Annotated in this window: 18 protein-coding genes and 3 tRNA genes; 14 read left to right on the top strand and 7 right to left on the bottom strand. The window is 41.5% G+C overall.

Annotated features, from left to right (window positions below):
• Positions 1–42 precede the first annotated feature (42 nt).
• The 7 genes from OQE68_RS18810 to OQE68_RS18780 all read left to right on the top strand — a co-directional run bounded on the left by OQE68_RS18810 (position 43) and on the right by OQE68_RS18780 (position 4657).
• Positions 43–717, top strand: a complete 675-nt coding sequence (locus OQE68_RS18810; protein WP_219339966.1) for a response regulator — start codon at positions 43–45, stop codon at positions 715–717.
• Between the two features lie 138 nt (positions 718–855).
• A complete protein-coding gene (locus tag OQE68_RS18805) occupies positions 856–1866 on the top strand; it encodes an acyltransferase (protein WP_180567616.1) in 1011 nt (336 codons plus the stop codon).
• A 115-nt stretch (positions 1867–1981) separates the two neighbouring features.
• The gene (locus OQE68_RS18800) at positions 1982–2401 is read left to right on the top strand and encodes a Spy/CpxP family protein refolding chaperone (protein WP_180567615.1); all 420 of its coding nucleotides are present in this window, start codon (positions 1982–1984) and stop codon (positions 2399–2401) included.
• Positions 2402–2546: 145 nt separating this feature from the next.
• Positions 2547–2921, top strand: coding sequence for a COG4315 family predicted lipoprotein (locus tag OQE68_RS18795; RefSeq protein ID WP_180567614.1), 375 nt, complete (start codon positions 2547–2549; stop codon positions 2919–2921).
• 24 nt (positions 2922–2945) lie between these two features.
• Complete coding sequence (locus OQE68_RS18790; protein ID WP_180567613.1) at positions 2946–3458, top strand: RNA polymerase sigma factor; 513 nt, start codon at positions 2946–2948, stop codon at positions 3456–3458.
• Positions 3455–4243, top strand: a complete 789-nt coding sequence (locus tag OQE68_RS18785) for an anti-sigma factor family protein (protein WP_180567612.1) — start codon at positions 3455–3457, stop codon at positions 4241–4243. Before OQE68_RS18790 ends, OQE68_RS18785 begins: the two co-directional genes overlap by 4 nt.
• An 18-nt stretch (positions 4244–4261) precedes the next feature.
• Entirely contained in the window at positions 4262–4657 is a 396-nt protein-coding gene (locus OQE68_RS18780; protein WP_180567611.1) for a hypothetical protein, read from the top strand.
• A gap of 27 nt (positions 4658–4684) precedes the next feature.
• On the opposite strand, the gene OQE68_RS18775 is transcribed toward OQE68_RS18780, so the two are convergent.
• From OQE68_RS18775 to OQE68_RS18760, 4 genes are all read right to left on the bottom strand, one after another.
• Complete coding sequence (locus OQE68_RS18775) at positions 4685–5335, bottom strand: YiaD family glycine zipper/OmpA-like lipoprotein (protein ID WP_219339962.1); 651 nt, start codon at positions 5333–5335, stop codon at positions 4685–4687.
• 373 nt (positions 5336–5708) lie between these two features.
• Positions 5709–6884, bottom strand: coding sequence for a response regulator (locus tag OQE68_RS18770; RefSeq protein ID WP_180567610.1), 1176 nt, complete (start codon positions 6882–6884; stop codon positions 5709–5711).
• A gap of 405 nt (positions 6885–7289) precedes the next feature.
• The gene (locus tag OQE68_RS18765) at positions 7290–8753 is read right to left on the bottom strand and encodes an ISNCY family transposase (RefSeq protein ID WP_266195432.1); all 1464 of its coding nucleotides are present in this window, start codon (positions 8751–8753) and stop codon (positions 7290–7292) included.
• A 175-nt stretch (positions 8754–8928) separates the two neighbouring features.
• Positions 8929–10572: a fatty acid--CoA ligase gene (locus OQE68_RS18760; protein WP_180571393.1), complete on the bottom strand. Its 1644-nt coding sequence runs from the start codon at positions 10570–10572 to the stop codon at positions 8929–8931.
• A gap of 200 nt (positions 10573–10772) precedes the next feature.
• On the opposite strand from OQE68_RS18760, the gene OQE68_RS18755 reads away from it, so the two are divergent.
• Together OQE68_RS18755 and OQE68_RS18750 are read left to right on the top strand one after the other, a co-directional pair.
• Positions 10773–11954 carry an acetyl-CoA C-acyltransferase gene (locus OQE68_RS18755; protein WP_180571394.1) on the top strand — a complete coding sequence of 394 codons (1182 nt, stop codon included), beginning with the start codon at positions 10773–10775 and terminating at the stop codon, positions 11952–11954.
• Between the two features lie 85 nt (positions 11955–12039).
• The gene (locus OQE68_RS18750; RefSeq protein WP_180571395.1) at positions 12040–12231 is read left to right on the top strand and encodes a DUF3094 family protein; all 192 of its coding nucleotides are present in this window, start codon (positions 12040–12042) and stop codon (positions 12229–12231) included.
• Positions 12232–12327: 96 nt separating this feature from the next.
• Here the strand turns inward: OQE68_RS18750 and OQE68_RS18745 are convergent.
• From OQE68_RS18745 to OQE68_RS18735, 3 genes are all read right to left on the bottom strand, one after another.
• Positions 12328–12403 (bottom strand) — tRNA-Lys (locus tag OQE68_RS18745).
• A gap of 8 nt (positions 12404–12411) precedes the next feature.
• A tRNA-Pro gene (locus tag OQE68_RS18740) sits at positions 12412–12488 on the bottom strand.
• Between the two features lie 2 nt (positions 12489–12490).
• A tRNA-Asn gene (locus OQE68_RS18735) sits at positions 12491–12566 on the bottom strand.
• Positions 12567–13079: 513 nt separating this feature from the next.
• Between OQE68_RS18735 and OQE68_RS18730 the strand changes: the two genes are divergently transcribed.
• The 5 genes from OQE68_RS18730 (at position 13080) to OQE68_RS18710 (ending at position 19779) form a co-directional block, all read left to right on the top strand.
• Positions 13080–15575: a DUF1631 domain-containing protein gene (locus OQE68_RS18730; RefSeq protein ID WP_180571396.1), complete on the top strand. Its 2496-nt coding sequence runs from the start codon at positions 13080–13082 to the stop codon at positions 15573–15575.
• A 74-nt stretch (positions 15576–15649) separates the two neighbouring features.
• Complete coding sequence (locus tag OQE68_RS18725) at positions 15650–15994, top strand: PilZ domain-containing protein (RefSeq protein ID WP_180571397.1); 345 nt, start codon at positions 15650–15652, stop codon at positions 15992–15994.
• Positions 15995–16662: 668 nt separating this feature from the next.
• Positions 16663–17139 carry a hypothetical protein gene (locus OQE68_RS18720; protein WP_180571398.1) on the top strand — a complete coding sequence of 159 codons (477 nt, stop codon included), beginning with the start codon at positions 16663–16665 and terminating at the stop codon, positions 17137–17139.
• A 101-nt stretch (positions 17140–17240) separates the two neighbouring features.
• Positions 17241–17636, top strand: coding sequence for a hypothetical protein (locus OQE68_RS18715; RefSeq protein WP_180571399.1), 396 nt, complete (start codon positions 17241–17243; stop codon positions 17634–17636).
• A 139-nt stretch (positions 17637–17775) separates the two neighbouring features.
• Positions 17776–19779: a type VI secretion system Vgr family protein gene (locus OQE68_RS18710; protein ID WP_266195775.1), complete on the top strand. Its 2004-nt coding sequence runs from the start codon at positions 17776–17778 to the stop codon at positions 19777–19779.
• Positions 19780–19787 lie beyond the last annotated feature (8 nt).

The raw sequence follows: 19787 nt of genomic DNA, 5'->3' as shown, positions 1-19787 counted from the left end.
GCACTCAGTTTATTTTCGCAACACATAGAAACTAAGTAAATGATGAAGCCAATTCTAATTGTCGAAGACGAAGTCAAACTCGCTAAGTTGCTGGCCGATTATCTTCAGCATGCGGGCTTTAACCCAGCAATGCTACATAAAGGCACTGAAGTCGTTGCCTGGGTAAAAGCTAAGCAGCCAGAATTAATTTTGCTGGATTTAATGGTGCCTGAAATGGATGGCTTGGAAATATGCAAAGCGATAAGAAGCTTTTCCAATGTTCCCATTATTATGGTGACAGCCCGGGTTGACGAAATTGATAGACTGCTAGGTCTTGAGCTGGGAGCCGATGATTATATATGCAAACCTTACAGCCCTAGGGAAGTCGTCGCCCGGGTTAAAGCGGTATTACGCCGAGCTCACCCCCACACCAATACAGAAGCAACAGTCACTAGCCCACTGCAATTAGATGCAGAACAGCTCGCTGCTACCTATTTTGGCAAACCAGTTCCCTTAACAGCGATTGAATTTAAGTTATTGCAGATACTCGCCGACAAACCTGGCCGTATCTTTAATCGTCAGCAGTTAATGGAACACATTTACGAAGATCATCGCATCGTCAGTGATCGCACTATTGACAGCCATATCAAAAAAATTCGCAAAAAACTTGCCCTCATAAATGATGAGCAAGAAGTTATTCATTCAGTGTATGGGGCCGGTTATACTTTTCGTGAATAATTTTGTTAATTATTTCCTGTATATGAATTTATTTATATATTTAAACAAGTTCAGTTTATAAATTTAAAATCTTCAATAAGATTTAAACAACTATCAATGGCAAAGTGAGCTCCTTAATTTGTATTTTAAGGGGCTCTTATGCAGCAAGATAAAGAGATTGCTTTTGATCTTATGCGATGTATTGCATCAATTGGTGTTGTTGCGATTCATGTGATCAGCCCATACCGTCAGTTACTCAATGAAGTGCCTCTAAATGATTGGTTATTCGCTGTTAGTGTTGATGGATTTTTTCGCTGGGCTGTTCCTATTTTTATTATGATTTCTGGCGCATTATTACTGCATGATAGTCGTCCCTTTAACCTTACTTATTATACCAAACGCAGATTACTTAAAGTATTTATTCCTTTTTTAGTATGGTCAATATTTTACCTCGGTTTTTCTGGGCTTACTTATACTGGTTTTAACCCTGATATAATAATAACCAAATTACAAACCATTTATAAACAAGCCAGTTATTATCACCTGGGTTTCTTTTATTATTTTATCCCGCTTTATTTTGTTATCCCTTTGCTCAGGCCGCTGGCAAAAAGTAGTCAACCACTTTTTCTTTATCTATTACTATTAGCCTGGTTAACGGCAACAGGCTGTCACTTATTTTATTTTGATGGAGCATTTACTCATAAATTAGTGCTTTACTCAGGCTATTTACTTTTTGGTTACTTGCTATGGCAACACCCCATACAAGGCGTTAACTGGTTGCTAGTGCTAGCTGGGTTAGCCGCCACCATAACCACCATAGCAATGGTGGTTAACCTCAGTGTAGCAAATAACGATTTCACTGTTGGCCGTTGGTTATCCTATAAAACCCTTAATCGGGTGCTCATTGCAGGCATGGTATTTGTGGTTTTTTTATACTGCAGCCGCTACCTAAAAGGATATTGTAAAAAATTCGTCTGTTTTGTCAGCCAATACAGTCTTGGATTATATTTTATTCACCCTATTTTTCTTTGGCCATTAAAAGAGTATGCGCTTTACTTTGCTAACCCTTTATTGACGATATTCTGCTGGGTCAGTCTGGCTGGGGGCTTGGCGCTACTGTCGAGTTGGTTGTTGGGGAGGAATCAGTACACCAAGTGGCTAGCTCCCTAAATATACTCTTCGCGCATGGCAAGTTCCTTATTTCGTCCACATTTCTTCCTCATTTGTTGCGTACCTTTAAATCATCAACAAACAACAGCAGCAGCAACGAACGAGGTACTACACAATGAACAAACTGCGTTATGGCTTAGTAGCAATGGCACTTACGCTTCCTTTAGCTTTCAACAGTTTAGCCTGGAGTGAACCCCATCCTGGGCAACATAAAGGGCCTAAGATTGCTAAGGAACTATCCCTTACCGCTGAGCAAAAAGAAGCGTTTAAATCCATTATGAGTAATCAGCGTAAACAACGTTGTGCAATTCATGAAAAGTATCGCCCACAAATTCAAGCCGAAATGGAGCAAATACACCAGAGCACCATTAGTCAACTGTCCAGTGTTTTATCAGCAGAACAAATTGATAAGTTCCAGCAGTTTCATGAAAAACGCAAAGAACGTCGCCAACAGCATAAAAAGCGTTTTAATTGTGAACAAGGCTCTGGCTTTAAAGGTAGACATTCTGGTCGTGGGGAAAATGCAGGGCTATAGAATAGATGTTTAAAATAGCCGACAGACTTTTTTTCATTGCTCGGGAATAACTCCTCTCATCAAGTTGTTAATGAATATGACTGTGAGCAAAAAGCAACAATAGACTTTTCGCGAATAGTTTTATTCATTTAACAGGAGTAACTCGATGCATAAACTACGTCTTACCGCTGCCGCACTATTGATTGCTACCACTGCTGCTTGTGCCAACGCAGGCCATGGGCCAGCTCAAAAACAAAATGGCATTTTGGTAGGGGATAATGGCATGACACTTTATACCTTTGATAAAGATGTCGCCAATTCAGGGAAAAGCGTTTGTAATGGCAAGTGTGCGGTCAATTGGCCCCCTTTGTATGCAGATAAAGAGGCTAAGCCTAGCGGGGACTTTTCTATCGTTACCCGAGATGATGGCAGCAAACAGTGGGCGATTAAGGGCAAACCCCTATACTTTTGGATTAAAGACCAAAAACCAGGCGATACCACTGGCGATGGTTTTAAGAATGTATGGCATGTTGTTCAATAATCATTGCTGTTCTTGAGGTGATGTATGGATAGCTTTGAGGCTCATTTACCCCGCTTGCGCCGTTATGCTATTGCTTTGACAGGTGACCAACACGCAGCAGATGACCTAGTGCAAGACACGTTGGAAAGGGGCTGGAGAAAGCTATCATTATTTAGACGTGGTAGCCGGCTGGATAGATGGTTAATGACCATTATGCACAACGTATTTGTTAACCAATATCGTAGCCGCACACCACCATCAGACCCTTATCATGAGCTCAGTGAAGAACCCAGCAGCCGGGCCACCCAAACTGATGCTCTGGAAATCCGTGATATCCGAGTAGCTATTGCCCAGCTACCAACGGAGCAGCGAGAAGTGCTGCTGCTGGTCACGCTTGAGGAATATTCCTATGCTGATGCAGCCAAAATTCTCGGTACTCCCCAAGGGACAGTGATGTCGAGACTCTCGCGCGCCCGCGCCAAGCTGGCCACAATTCTTGCTAACAACAATAATCCAAGCAATGATAACCATCCACATTCGCTGAGGATTGTGAAATGAACAAGCCAAGTGAAAATGAACTACATGCCTATGTGGACAACCAACTGGATCCAGCTCGTCGGCATGAGCTGGAGCAGTGGCTAGCAGAGCATCCTGAAGAAGCAAATCAAGTAAATAACTGGAAAAAGCAACAACAGTTAATTCAGCAAACGTTTACCGCAGAATTATCAGCCCCCATCCCAGATCATTTAAAACTCGCTGCTCGCCGCCCTGCTGCCCAGAGACCAGCTTGGTTTCGGGTTGCTGCCGCCGTTGCCTGGATGACTTTCGGTGGAATAGTGGGCTTTAATCTTCAAGACAAACACATCCAAGAACAACATATTCCTCCTATTGCTGCCAACCCTCCACCCTCGTTTTTACCCATTGCTCAACAGGCTACTTTAGCGCATGTGGTTTACACCCCTGAAGTGCGCCACCCCGTTGAAGTCGGAGCAGATCAAGAAGCTCACCTTGTTAAATGGCTTTCAAAGCGCTTAGGTATTCAACTGCGTATTCCTCAGCTAACAAGCCGTGGTTACCGTTTAATCGGCGGGCGCCTATTACCTGGCGACAAAGGCCCAGTTGCGCATTTTATGTACGAAAATAATGCTGGCAATCGCCTTACTCTTTATGTACGCCATGATGCAGCAGAAAATCGTGAAACTGCCTTTCATTACACCCAAACTAATAAGGTAGGTGTATTCTATTGGGTAGACCGCGAATTAGGTTATGCATTAACAGGTGAATTACCGCGTGATCAATTACTGGGGTTGGCAGAGTTGACCTACGACCAACTAAGCTCATAACTAATTGATGGCATATCAATGAAAAAACTCATGATTTATTTCTCGGCAGGTTGTTTGGGTGCTCTTGCCAATAGCTTAGCAGTTTGGTCATTTGGCTATTTCGGGATTACCAGAGCAATGGATGTTGCTATTGCCCCTTTTCTCAGCCCTGATTGGCTTTACCCACGTATTGTATGGGGTGGTATCTGGGGACTGCTGTTTTTATTACCTTTTATGAAATCTAAGCTGTTGCTTAAAGGCACGCTATTGAGCTTAGGTCCAACTGCCGTCCAACTATTTGTAGTATTCCCCTATAAAGCCCATAAAGGTATGGCTGGCCTTGAGCTTGGGTTACTGACACCCGTATTTGTCGTATTTTTTAATTGGGTATGGGGATTTGTAGCAGCACTAGCAATCAAACTAGCCAGAAGGTAAAGCCTACCTTCTGGCTAGTAGAAAAGATTAATTCTGAGCAGGGGGTTGCAGGTTGATCTCTACCCGGCGATTCTGCTGACGACCACCCGCTGAGCTATTATCAGCAATGGGGTTATCAGGACCCGCACCATAATAACTGACTCGGTTTGGCGTCACACCTTGGTTGATCAAGTAACTGGCAACACTTTGCGCCCGTTTCTGCGACAGTTGCTGGTTGTATTGATAGCCACCAGTACTATCAGTGTGTCCAACAACTTCGACACCATTCTTATCAAACTCTTTCAATACAGTTGATACTGAGTTAAGCACTCGATAGAACCCAGCCTGAATGTCGTATGAGTTTGTATTAAAGGTAATGTTACCAGGCATGATCAGGCGTATATGGTTGCCCTGGCGCTGCACTCGCACGCCTGTACCACGAAGTTGCGCTCTTAGCTTGTCTTCTTGCCGGTCAACATAGTAACCGTACCCGGCACCTGCCGCAGCACCTACAGCTGCACCTTTAAGTGCACCTTTTTTACCATCAGCCAAACCACCCACTACAGCACCGGCTAGTGCACCAATACCACCGTATTTTGAGGTTTTATTAAACTCATCCTCTCCGGTATAAGGGTTGGTCGTTTGGCAGCCCGCCAGCACTGTTACAGCCAAAGTTGTTGCAGCAATTTTCTTTATCATATAAGCATCCTATACAAAAAGTGGATTACTTTCATAAAGCAATAGTGACCCACTGGCCACTTTTTTAGTTCAGCCGATTGTAACCTCATTGTTTGATGACAAAAAGTAAACGATCAAAGTTTGTGAAATCGGCATAAAAAAGATATATACCCAATACGAGTGGTTTTTAGGTGTGGTCATCGAATAACGAAGCCCATAAGCCTATATAACAGGTGAACTGCGCTCATACCTTCCATGGTGTTTAGTGATAATAGCGAAGCTTAAAAATCACTCGTGAATGAGTATACCTAAAAACATAATACCAGTACCTATCTACCGAGTGTCTTGCACTTTCGATAAACTGCCCCCCCTTTTCTTGAATAAGAACTCCAATTTAAACGGGCTTTCTGGTCAGTAACTCCGAGATTAGTCTCACACGATCAGTGGCTTTATTAGAAAGAACGATATCTGCCATCTGACATATCATCTGCTCAAAGTCTTCATCTAAGCAACTACCCCGCTCAAGCAGTGTGTTAAACTGATGGGTATTATGGTTAATAATTCCTTCACAATAACTCAGGTCATTATCATCAATGGGTAAACGAGCAATAGCCTGCACCAAATGTTGAGTGGTCTTTTCCGTCATAGTCGCCACTTGTTGTACCACTTCTTGACAACTATCCCCTGTCTTTTGCACATAACGATGAACCCTCAGAACTAACATTTTCATTATTTCTCGCTGTTCTTTCAGTAGGCTTCTCTCTTCTAGCACAGACAGCTGACGATCAATAACTTGAAGAATTTTTTCAATCAAAGTGAAAACTAAGTCTTTATCTTGCTCAATTTGCTCAGGAATAAATTTTACCAACAATGAAACATCACCATAATTAAATACCATTTTTTTACCAAACTGATAGCGCTTTCCCATTCCTTTTAATTGATCAAGCAACTGCGACTCCAGCGCCTTAGCCATACCATGCGCCTCCATATTCTTTACTGAATTATGACAACGCAATTGCAAGCTACACTCCAAATTAAAAGCCCTCATGGTTTTAAATAATTGCTGACTCAACTCATCAATATTCTCTGTCTGCAGTGCCTCTAAGGTAAAATCGATAACCGTATTTAGCAAAAATTTTTGCTTATCTTCAGCAAACTCAGGTATTTTTAACTGCAATCTTTTCTTCAATTGCCGGCTGGCAATCGAGTGGAATATCTCTTTTGTTATGCGAGCACTCAGCTCTTGATCTGACACTGTGCTTGCTATTAAGTCATGGCATCCCATTTCCAGCGCTTTCACTTTAAAGTCCAGCTCCTGGCAATCAGCTACTAATACCACTGAAATATTATTGCCTTGATCAAACTCATAAAGCTGCTGGCACAAGGTTAATAGCTGCTCATCACTCCCTATCACCCGTAACACAATGACATCAACAGCCGGATTTTCAGCAGCAGTAAAACAGTCATCAGCAACCTTTAAAGGGATTACTTCAAAGTACTTAGTAAGCCGTTGGGTTAAAGGACCATTGAATGACTCATCATAAATTGCGATGGTATGTTGCGACGACATACCCCCTCCTTGGGAAAACGAAAGCCGATTTTGATCCCATTAAGTGTAGCTGATGGGCAATGACTCGTGGTTGGTATATACCCTTCACGATTGGGTATACTACTCTTAAAGACCATAAATTAATTCTAAAAGACAATAAATCCCTTTAGACAATAAGTCCCTTTAAGAGTAGTAATATCTATTTAGTGCCTGACAGAAAAGTAGTCTAGTTTGCCAGTTGAAGGGGCAACTATTTTGGTCTTATAAGTTAATATTACTCATTTATGACTGTTTTTGACTTGGGTATATAAAATAAGGTTGTTTTTTGATCAAGCTTCTTTAGAATCGTCTTTTCACAGACAGCCAAACCTAGCCAGTTAGGCAAAGGCTCACTGGAAAATTATTTTAAATCTCAGTTAAGGACTATTAAGCTGCTTTTTTACGTATTCTTTTGGCTTGACGGTATTGCTCCTCTTTTTCTTGTTTATACAATAAGGCACCTAACTTTTGGATATTTCGTGCTAATACAGCAAATGAAACGTAACGCCTGAAGCCATTAATACCGCTATCTGGACATCGGTCAAGGCCATGTACTTCAAGCGCATTAATAGCAGACTCAACCGCTGAGTGCTGCTTTCTTGCTTTTTTGAAAGCCTCATCGTTTTCACGTTCTGTTTCCTTTTTTGATAAACGTCCTTTTTTAGGCAGCACTACCCGATTTAATTCTTCGGCCAACTTCAACTGATTCTCAGGTGAATGAAACCCTTTATCAAAACTGCACTGGTTGAGCTCAGGGAATTTAGCTTTGGTTGCTCTGATCATGACGATGGCAACATCAACATCTTGCTCTTTTTCCATCACACGATGGTGAAGAATAAAGCCATGCTGACATTCCATAACACACACTTTAATACCTAATTCCACTGGTACCCCTGCTTTCCCTTTGCTCACCCACTCAGTGTGAGGTTGAAATATTGAGTAAACTTTTTCATCAGCTGGGACTTTTTCATCTTCGACTACTCGCCTGTGAATTTGCGACACCTGCCGTTTAGCATGAGAAAGATTGTTGGCAATATTTCGTAATAACCAAATCGGGGCTGCTATGGCTTTAAGCTTATCCAATGTGAGTTCAGCTTTATCAATAAACCATTGCGCTTTATTCAGATAGTTGATATGTGTCTCACGTTTCTTGTCATCGGCATTTTTTGCTTTTGATTGGTTGCTTTGCCTTGCCTGATTAAAGCATTTTTTAAGTGACTTCAGATTGTGCCTATGTTGTCGCCAATCACTTAAATGGTAGTTTTCGCCCATATCAGCTAGTTGATTAATCACTTTTCTCATTGCATCCCATAATAAACTGATATCAGTGGGATAATGAACAGCTGTTTCTACCACAAATGAGTCACAACGCCCTTCAAGGCTTGCTTCTTCGTTTTTTTTTAACAGTTTATGCCCTGTCTCGACGACAACTGTGTTAATTTTGTCCAGAATTTCTGGGGTCAAAAGAGAGACGTTATCTTTTATGGTCTGCAAGTGATATTCTGTCAGATCTTCCCAATTGACACCATGCCCTAACATCGCTCGAATAGTTCGATGCTGATTCACTAATTCATGCAAACGATCATAGTCACAATTTAAGTTGATGCGCAAAACCCCCATCACCAGTATTTTCCAAAGTTCCATGCCTGGCCTTCCAAGTCTTGGATTCGTTTTACCCACTATAGACTCCTCTAAAATAGTGAATACCTGCTCTCTAACTTCGGGTGTAATATAAATGTACTGTAATCCCTTTAACAATTGAGGCACATCATCTCTAGACTTCGGGTCAAACTTGATCTCGGTAATATCTGTTTGGCCGAATTGAAGTTGTGGGTTTTGGACTTGCCTCATATCGTATTCTCCGCGAAGTTTGGCTGGTTTTAACTAAAAACCTAGGCCGATTCATTTTTATGAGGACTTAATATAGCAATCTTCGATGACGGATTTATGATGAATTATCTTATTTATCAATCAGTTATGATTTTTCGGTCAAGCACTATTTAGAGTACTTTTGATTGGTATCTGCTTATTCGATATCTGCTCGAATTTTCTTTTTATCTATTTTCCCTACACTGGTTTTAGGTATTGCCTCGACAAATTCAATTCGATCAGGAATCGCCCACTTATTAATTTCACCTGTATCAACATATTTTTGTAAATGTTGTTTAATCGTTTCCGCTGTTGCCGTCTGATCTTTTTCTATCACCAACATGGCAAAAGGCCGTTCTCCCCAACGATTATCGGGTATACCCACAACAGCCGCTTCCGCTATTGCTGAGTGCTGTGAAAGCAGGTTTTCTAAGTCAAGGGATGAAATCCACTCCCCTCCCGTTTTGATAATGTCTTTCATACGATCGCAAATTTGTACAAACCCTAGCTGATCAATAGTAGCCATATCACCGGTATGCAACCAACCTCCCTGCCATAAATCTTCGCTTTTTTCTGGTTCTTTAAAATAGCCTTGGGTTAACCAGGGCGTACGGCACACAATTTCGCCTACTGACTTGCCATCATGAGGTAATAATTTGCCATTTTCATCCATTACTTCTAAATCAACCAATGCTGAAGGAATACCCGTTTTAATCCGATAGTTTAATTGCTCATCTGGGTTTAAAGCTTGTAACTCATCATTCAGATAGGCAACGGCTAATAGTGGACAGGTTTCGGACATACCATAAGCCCCATTTAGGTGAATTCCCACCTCTCTTGCAGCCACAGCTAACCCTTTTGGTAATGCAGAACCACCAATTAAGACCTTCCAGTTATCAAACTTAATATTATTGGCCTTAGCTGCCTGAACAATCATAAACATAATGGTGGGCACACAATGAGAGAAAGAGACTTTTTCTGTCATATACAGCTTGAGCAGCATTTCTGGTTCATAACGTCCAGGATAAACCTGCTTTGCTCCCAACATGGTTGCTGCATAAGGCACCCCCCAGCCATGAACATGAAACATCGGGGTAATTGGCATGTACACATCAGAAGATTTCATTAAATCATGACCAGACAATGTACCTAACGCCTGCGCGATAACCAATGAATGTAAAACCAACTGTCGATGAGTGAAGTACACGCCTTTAGGGTTACCGGTAGTACCTGTTGTATAAAAGGTTGTGGCTACGCTATTTTCATCAAAATCCGGAAAATCATAGTGCGAATCAGCCTCAGCCAATAACTGTTCATATTCGCCAAGAAAAGGTAATTTGTCAGGCACTGCTGCATTTTTATTATCAGACAACAGTACATAGTTAGTAACTGTTTTTAGCTGATCATGAATACCTTCAATAATCGGTAAAAACTCATCATTGACTAGAACCAATGTGTCGTCTGCATGGCTCATCGTATACAACACCTGATCAGGCGATAGGCGTACATTAACCGTATGAATAATGGCTCCAATCATCGGGATTGCAAACATACATTCAAGATAACGATGACTATCCCACTCCAACACCCCTACCGCATCACCTGGCTTTACGCCTGCCTTTACCAGTAAGTTGGCTAGCCGACAAATACGCTCTTTTAATGTGGCATAGTTGTAACGAGTTTGATCGCGGTAAACAATCTCTCGATTGGGTTCATAGCGACCACCAGAGAGTAACAGTCGCTTCAGCAGTAAGGGATAATTATAAGCAGATTGAGTAGGGTCAATGATCTTGGTTTTCATTACCTGAGATTCCTTCTTGTTTTAGTATTTCTGTTTAATATTCCTGTAAAAGCTTTATCTACCTTTTTGTTACACTTGCTCAAGCATTAGCATACGTTAACTGACTTACAGTGCTGAAATATTTTGGGCTAGCAAAAAACGATGGAGCACGATAAAGTCATATCAAAAAATAACGCTATTATCACCAATTAGGATAGATCATGAGTCAGGATTCGATTGTTATCGTCAATGGTGCTCGTACCCCAATGGGTGGCTTTCAAGGTGTACTAAGCTTAGTTACTGCACCACAATTAGGTGCTGCTGCAATAAAAGAAGCTATCAGCCGTTCTCATCTGAAACCAGAAGAAATTGAAGAAGTGATTATGGGCTGTGTATTGCCTGCCGGATTAAAGCAAGGTCCTGCTCGTCAGGCATCATTATTAGCTGGTCTCCCTCCTGCTACTGGTTGCACAACAATTAATAAACTATGCGGCTCTGGAATGAAAGCCGTTATGCTGGCCCATGACCTAATTAAAGCAGGCACAAATAAAATTATGGTGGCTGGCGGTATGGAGAGTATGTCCAATGCCCCTTACTTACTGGATAAAGCACGCGGTGGTTATCGAATGGGCCACGCTGAAGTTAAAGACCATATGTTTTTAGATGGTTTGGAGGATGCTGAAACAGGTCGTTTGATGGGGTCTTTTGCTCAAGAAACCGCTGATAAACATAACCTATCCAGAGAAGATATGGATAATTTTGCTATTACTTCGTTAAAACGAGCCCAGCAAGCGATTGAGTCAGGCAAACTGGACGCAGAAGTTACACCAGTTACCATTAAGACTCGTAAAGGGGAGACAATTGTTAACGTTGACGAACAGCCTGGAAAAGCTCAGTTAGATAAAATTCCTCACTTACGAGCGGCATTTAGTAAAGACGGCACAATTACTGCGGCTAACGCCAGCTCTATATCCGACGGCGCATCTGCTTTGGTCCTTATGTCAGAAGCTGAGGCCCAGGCACGGGGTATTCAAGCGATGGCAAGAATTGTTGGTCATGCCACTCAGTCACAACACCCCTCACAATTTACTACCGCTCCAGTAGGCGCGATGACCAACTTATTTAATAAAGTCGGCTGGCGTACTGACGAGATAGACTTATTTGAAGTGAATGAAGCCTTTGCCATGGTGACGATGCTCGCTATGCAAGAGCATGGTTTACCTCATGAAAAAGTGAACGTGCATGGTGGTGCCTGTGCCCAAGGCCATCCAATTGGCTCTACCGGCTCACGAATCATTATTAGTTTAATGTATGCGTTAAAACATTATGGCAAACAACGTGGGGTTGCTTCGCTATGTATTGGTGGTGGTGAAGCAACCGCTGTAGCAATTGAGATGCTGTAGTTTTTATTCCTTCCCTCTTTTCTGAGGGGGCGAAACTCATTTTTAGCGCCCTCTCCCTCTGGGAGGGGGTTGGGGTGAGGGTGAAATGACCAACAACAAACTTTCCAAAGAAGATATGAAACGGGTGGAGCAGTTTCTTAACACCCCTGTCAATCAAGTAGAGCGACAACCCTTTAAGCCAATGAAGTTACTTTTTATCATTACTTTAGTAGTCATTGGCTTTGGTGTATTAAGCAGAGTAGTTGGCTGGTTTTATCTAAACAGCATAGTAAGCTAGCAAAAACCAGCTATTAGCTTAGGCAATCACAAGAAACAGAAAACGGGAGGATTTAAAAATATCGAAAGGGCTAACTACAAGGACTGAATTTGGAAATGGTGGGTCGTGCTGGACTCGAACCAGCGACCAATTGGTTAAAAGCCAACTGCTCTACCAACTGAGCTAACGACCCTTAGAAAATGGTCGGGGTAGAGAGATTCGAACTCCCGACATCCTGCTCCCAAAGCAGGCGCGCTACCAGACTGCGCTATACCCCGAGTGGCTCCCCGAACTGGACTCGAACCAGTGACCCAATGATTAACAGTCATTTGCTCTACCAACTGAGCTATCGGGGATCTTCAACAGCGGACGGATAACTTACTAGTTTAATCATCCTCTGTAAAGAGACCAGCTTCATTTAACCAGATTTTCACTTAAAATCCTATAGACTATAAGATCCTATAGACTAAAAGTATGTCTGCTTTAGAAGCTTGTTTTAGAAGCAGTTTTGGCTGCCCCCTCAACGTTGGTGGCGCGCATAATACCTTAGTGAGAAAAACTGTCAAGGGGTAGAGTAAAAATTCTTAATCTTTTTTCTGCGTCAGTTGATGCTTACCTAAAGGGTGCGCAGCCCTAGTAACTAAACTAAATCCTAGATTCTAAGTGGTTTTACTGGTTTGCCAATGCAATAACTAGGCAACTACTATACTAGTAGTAGTTAGTAGTGCTACCGCTTATATAGTCAGTGATATTGATTACGAGTATGACCGTAGCCCAGCGTTCTATTAAAATTTATCTTCCGGCTACTTTTACTTAGAATCTTAGATTAGTCTCAACGATTTGCATGGATTCACTTCACAAGGATCCCTATGAGCAAGCAGGATAACTCCAAAGTAGTTAACTTACATAGCAAACACCCTCAGTTTAGAGATGGCAATAATCAGCATGCCGAACTACTACAGGCATGTCGCAAGTCTATGATGAACTTTACTGCCAAAGCACTGGCAGAGATGTTTGACCATGTTGATGATGCGTTATTTGATGCAGCAGACAAAGCTGAAAGCAATAAAATCCAGTCGCTGTTTTTTGATGGGATGCGAGAGTTGCGTATTCAGCGGCCACAGGTTGAGCGGGATTTTCACCAAAAACTGTCCGCACGCTTTCAACACTTCATTGATTCCTTTACACCAAAATCCATAGATGCTGAAGATGGTCAACAAATAACATTTGAAGAACTATCTGTACTTCATGATGAAGCTTATGAAGAATCGATGATCTTACTTAACATTGCCACCCGTGCGGCAGGACAGTGTGCAGAAGTTTTATATGGTATGAATCAACGGTTATCTATTTTAGTAGGAGGCCAGAAAGTCACCGACGAAACCAACCCTATTGCCCCAAAACAGCTTATTGAGGTATTAAGCGAAGCACTACAACCTATCCAAGTTGATCGGCGAATAAAAGAAGCACTTTATCAATTATTTGACATTTATGTTATTGCCAAACTGCCTGCAACTTATCAGGCTATTAACAACCATTTTATTGAGGCCAATATATTACCAAACTTAAAATATACTGGAACCACTAGCGAGCATAAGTCTAAGTCAAAACCACAACAGTCTAATGCGCAACAGCTCAATGAAAGTGATATGACCGCTTTAAGTGAAGCTGCCAAAATTGCAGCCGCTATTGCCGCTAATAACACCACAAAAGAACAATTAGATGAACCACTGAACGAAGCACCAAGCCAACCAAGCGAACACGCTAAACTGGCAAATACAGCTGTTGACGCTTTAACCACTAATAACCCTTATGCTGCCCATGCGCCTGAGCAGTGGGATGAAGTGAGTCAGCAATTATTTGATTCCATTAATGGACTGATAGACTTACAACGTAAATATAATTTAGTCGGTGTAGATAACGAGCCCTGTAACTTTAAAAGTATTCTTCACTCTTCTGACTTAACTGATGAGCCCAATGCCGAAACCTTTAGTCAGGATGAGTTACTTTCTGCACTTGGTACCTTACAAAAAAGTAGCCTACAGGAAGATCAGCTCAATTTTGAAAAGGCTCAGCCGGTTGACCAGATTCAACAAAACTTTGTTAATGAGCTAAACCAGAGCAACCAAAGCCATACAATAGCTCAAGCCGATGCCGATATTATTGATTTGGTCGGCATGCTGTTTGACTTCATTCTGGATGACGAAAACTTACCTGATGTCTGTAAAACAGCATTAAGTCATTTGCACACGCCTTATCTAAAAATTGCATTGCTTGATAAGGAACTGTTTGTAAAACATCAACACCCTGCTCGTCGGTTGTTAAATTCCATGGCTCAAGCTGCAGTTTTATGGCCACCCACCAAAAACGACGAGCGCGGTGTTTTAGCAAAAATTCAACACATCGTACGACGAGTGGTAAAAGACTTTAGTGGTGATATCAGTCTATTTGATGAGCTCGTAGCTGAATTTAAAACATTTACTGAAACAGTCAAAAAACAAAACGATATCATTGAAAAACGAGCTGTTGAAGCAGCTAAAGGAAGGGATAAATTAGTAGCTGCCCGCAATCGAGCCAATTTAGTCATCAGCAAAAAACTATCGACGAATAATAAGATACCTTCAGCGGTTATCGAATTCATCAAAACCCAATGGCATGACGTTTTGGTGTTTATTCTATTACGCCATGGCACTGATAGCCCTGCCTGGCGCAAAGCCCTGCAAATTGTTGATGAGATTTTCTGGAGTGTCTTACCCAAATATACCGGGGAAGAAAAGCAGCTGCTGAAAGAGCGTCAGCCTCATTTAATGCATGATATTAAGCAAACTTTAATAGCTTTAGGCAGTTACCAGGCAAACGATATTACCGCAGCAATTAAACCAATCGTGTTGTGTCAACGAACCGCTATAAAGGCTCAACCTCCAAAAGACATGAAGCCTGAAACAGTCACTACCAGCCAGCCCCAAATAAAACAGCAAACAACACCTGTTGAAGCAGAGCCAGCAGGTATAGAAGTAGAGCACGACACTGAAAACCTACCAAATACCTTAGAGGGAATTGATGAAAGCCTAATTGAACAATTAAAAGCACTGGAGTTTGGTACTTGGTTTAAGTTTAATGTAAAACAAAAACCTACCCATATGAAGCTGTCCTGGTTTAGCCCCACAACCTGGAATTATATGTTTGTCGATAAATCAGGTAATCGAGTTATTGTTAAGTCAATTGAAGTATTAGCAAGAGAGCTTACCAATGGTGACGCTGAAATTAGTTATGTAGAAAAAATTCCACTGATGGATCGTGCATTGGATACTATCCACAGTGTATTGAAACGCTTAAGCAAGAAGCAAGCGGCTAGTGTTTCTTAGCCTGATATTTTTTAATATTTTTATTTAACATTTGCCTAAGTAATGGCATAAGCAGGTTTAAATAGGTATCTACCATGGAAAAACGTCAGCTATTACGGACAGAAGCAATTCAACCTGTAAATGTATACGACACGCTTTCAGGTGACTGCCTGGGAGCGCTAGTGAATATCTCTACCGAAGGCTTTATGCTAATCACGACCAAACCGCTTCCTGTCAGCCGACTATATCAATGCCAAATCAAAATATCATTTACTGCTGGCGGTAAAGATACGATTGATCTGGCTGCCGAGTTACTGTGGTTAAAAGGGAGTAATACACCTGAACATAGCTGGGCAGGCTTTCAAGTAATTGATATATCAGAACATGGCTTACGCCAAGTACAACAGCTGGTGGAGCTATTGGAGCAAAAAACCGCATAAGGCTCTTGTCAAAAGCCTAAGCAACCAGTTTAACTCATATAACTTAAGCCTTGACTATCTGATGTGATATCCAAGCTAGATATCACTGATGCTTAGTATTAACTACAGCAACCCAAAGTATCACCGGATAATACTTTACTATTTGAGTGGACTGCCCTGTCACACTTGAATACCCTACCTGTCGACTAAAGGGCTCCTCTACTAATTAATTGTTTGCTGCTGTGTTAATAAAATGAAATCAATAAGGACATTAATCCGTAGTTTATTTTCAGTTACTATGACTTGGTTTATCTTGTCTCTCATTGGTAAATCGTTTGATAGCTGTGATTGCTGTAGCACCCCGCTACTACTACAGCCAATAACGTTAGTTACAGCATTAAATGACTCTCTGATCTGGCACTATAAACTAAGCAGCACAGTTGCTTTTCTTATTTCATATAGTTTTTGTTTTATTCTTTTTCTTATTTTACTTTATATCAGCCGATTTCCATTAAAAAGATTCAGCCACTTAAATCAAAGCATCTACAAATAATAAATCATGTTTTTGATTGAATACTAATAAAAAGCCAACTGAAGCTTAACAAAACTATTGTTTATATAACGGGTTTGTGAGATATTATACAAAATTTTTATACACATGTTTTAGCCTCTAATTGTCACCTACCCCAATGACCAAATCTATATTCACCATAATTTGCTCTACATTACTGTCTGCTTGTGCCACCACTTATCAACCGACTTTTGATGGTCCCACTGCCACCCTGAAAACCTTTTATCAGGGAATTATCTTCACCAATCAAAATAATTGCTCTAAGGGAGAATATTTTAATTACGCAAGCAGTAGCTTTCACCCCCAAATAATTAAGATACCTGCCAATAAAATGAATACTTTCTGGTTTGTTGGAACACCTCCCTATGGCAATAATATTTGTCAGATAGTGGTTGAGTTTCATGCCAACGCCAATGAACAATACACACCGCTTTTTCAATCACCCGCTAATACCGATAGTAATAGCTGCACTATGGCTATATTTGACAGTAACAACCAACCTGTGAACTACCGTACTCGACAATTAAAAGCATTTCGTTTAGGCAAATACACGCCTTATTGTTATCCGCTGGCAAAGGGCACCCCTAAAGATTAAACACTCCTCTTTAACACTCAAGCCAAACAGTGCATTTACTCGCCTGCTGGCGTATAGTAGCTAATCGGAGATATCTGCTTCAATAATTAGGGATATAATATATGAAGCCACATAGCTTAATACTAACAACAATACTCACTGCTATACCTGCCCTGTCATTCAGTAACCCCATATTGGCTAGCGATCAAACCGTTGATGAGTTTTTAAAACAACAGGGGCTGGATGACAAAACCAGAGCAGCCCTAACAGAGATATTTAAGCAGCACCAACTGACTTTCCAACAAGATGAATTTGGCAACCCAACGATTATTAGCCAAGCTAATAAGCAAGGTAGCTACGCAATGAAAATTGAACGTCGGCAACCTGGCTCTGAAGTTGTTAACCATCTGGATCAAGGTTATAACGATAGGCTTGCAACCCTAGAACAAGAAATTAAGCAGCTTAAACAAATGCTCAAGGATATGAGCCAGCAACTAAGCCAACTAAAAAGCCAATAAGCTATCAAGCTGCCATTCGATTAGCTACAGCAATTCTGTTAGCTGCATACTATTTATAGGATGCAGCCCTATTAACACCTGCTACTCTTATCTTTGTGTAAATTTTAAGCATTAACCTGCCGTAACTCAAAGTCGTTGTATGCCAGTAGCCGCTAATAGAAGCCAATTCACTATTAAAGTATCAGGGTGCAAGGAAGAGCTACGTGTTGTCTCTTTCTCTGGTACTGAAAACTTATCTGATACATACAGTTTCAATGTTTTCGTTGTTTGTGAAAATCCTGCCTTGGACTTCAAACAGCTCTATCAACAAGCCGCTCTGTTAACATTGCTAGACGAACAGCAGTCTCGGTTTATTCATGGAGAAGTGAGTCAGTTTAAACAATTAACCGTCGGTCGACGTTTTAGTCGCTATCAACTACAAATTGTACCAAAACTTTGGTTTTTAAAATTTCGGGCGACCAGCCAAATTTTTCAGCAGCTCACTACACCAGAAATCATCAAGCAAGCATTGGAAAATGCCAATATCAGTGGAGAAAACTACGAGTTTCGTTTAGCCAATAGCTATCAACCTCGTATTTATTGTGTGCAAAGCCAAGAAACGGATTACGATTTTATCTGCCGACTAATGGCCGAAGAAGGCATTCACTTTCATTTTGAACATCAAGCAGAACGCCACACGCTTATTTTTGGCGACAGCAAGCCAGCATTTACTTTTGTTGAAGGCAAAAGCATCATATTTAAAGCAAAATCCAGCATGGTTGCAGAACAAGATACAACTTTTAGTCTCTCACTTAAGCGAGCTGTGGGGATAGGTAAAGTCTCGCTAAGAGACTACGACTTTACTAACCCACGATTAGATCTGGAAGTCAGTCAAAATACCGAACACTATCAACAATTAGAGCGCTATCATTACCCTGGTCAATATCTTCGTCCAGATGCAGGCAATAAACACAGCAAACGACAGCTAGAAGCAGACCAGGCAAGCCAGGTTAATATGGTCGGCAAAAGCACATCGGTACGCTTAATTGCCGGCTATCGCGTGCAGCTCCAACAACACCCCACTAAGCGGCTTAATCAGGAAATTATTATAAAACAAGTCAAGCATGTGGGTGAACAACCTCAAGCAGAGGAAGAGGAAGCCACTACCAATAGAGGCAGCCAATACCATAATAGCTTTACAGCAATGCCTGCCGAACAACCCTTTCGAATAAAAAGCCAGCAAACTAAACTGCATTTAAAGGGTTTACAAACGGCAATTGTCAGCGGCCCTGCCGGCGAAGAAATTTATACCAATGAATATGGGCAAATAAAAATCCAATTTCAGTGGGACCGCCAAGGCCAAAATGATGAAAACACATCAAAATGGGTACGAGTCATTCATAATTGGACCGGCCCACAATGGGGACAACTCACCCTGCCCCGCCTAGGCCAAGAATTAATGCTGGACTTTATCAATGGTGACCCCGACCAACCCATCGCCCTTTCTAGAATTTATCACGCCAATAACAAACCACCTTATAAGTTACCCCCCAATAAAACCCGGCTAACACTAAAAAGCCAAAGCTCATTAGGTGGTGATGGTTTTAATGAAATTCGCTATGAAGATAAAAAAGGTCAAGAGCAAGTTTTTTTTCATGGTGAAAAAAATTGGAATTTAATTGTTAAACATGTCCAGCGAGAACAAATCCAAGCTAACCGCCACTTAATCGTCGATGCATCCCGCTATGAAACCATCAAAGGCGAACACCACCGAAAAAAAGACCAACTGGCTAATCGCCAAGTCGGCCAATCCGAAAACATCACCAGCGGCCAACAATACCAACTAAAAACCACCAGTATACACACCGAAAAAACCGGCACTGAACAACTATTTCAAGCCAGCATGAAAATGGTTATCGAAGCCGGCAACGAAGCCACCGTCACCGCAGGTGGATCTTTTATAAAGGTCAATGCCGCCGGGGTGTTTGTATCGCCTAAATCGACGATAAAGAGTGGCAAGGTGGGGCATGGGAGTTTTAGTTTGTCTTTGCCTGTTGGCATGGTTAGAGGTGTTTTAGCAGCATTGACTAATGCAGCACTGACTGGCACCCCATTAGTGGAAGACTGCCGACTAAAAGAGGAATGTGAGGATTGTGGTTTATAATTGATACT

Origin of the sequence: Spartinivicinus marinus (assembly GCF_026309355.1) — a bacterium.
GTDB lineage: Bacteria > Pseudomonadota > Gammaproteobacteria > Pseudomonadales > Zooshikellaceae > Spartinivicinus > Spartinivicinus marinus.
The sequence above is the reverse complement of the archived record's forward strand: the minus strand, read 5'-3'. Positions and strand labels throughout refer to the sequence as shown.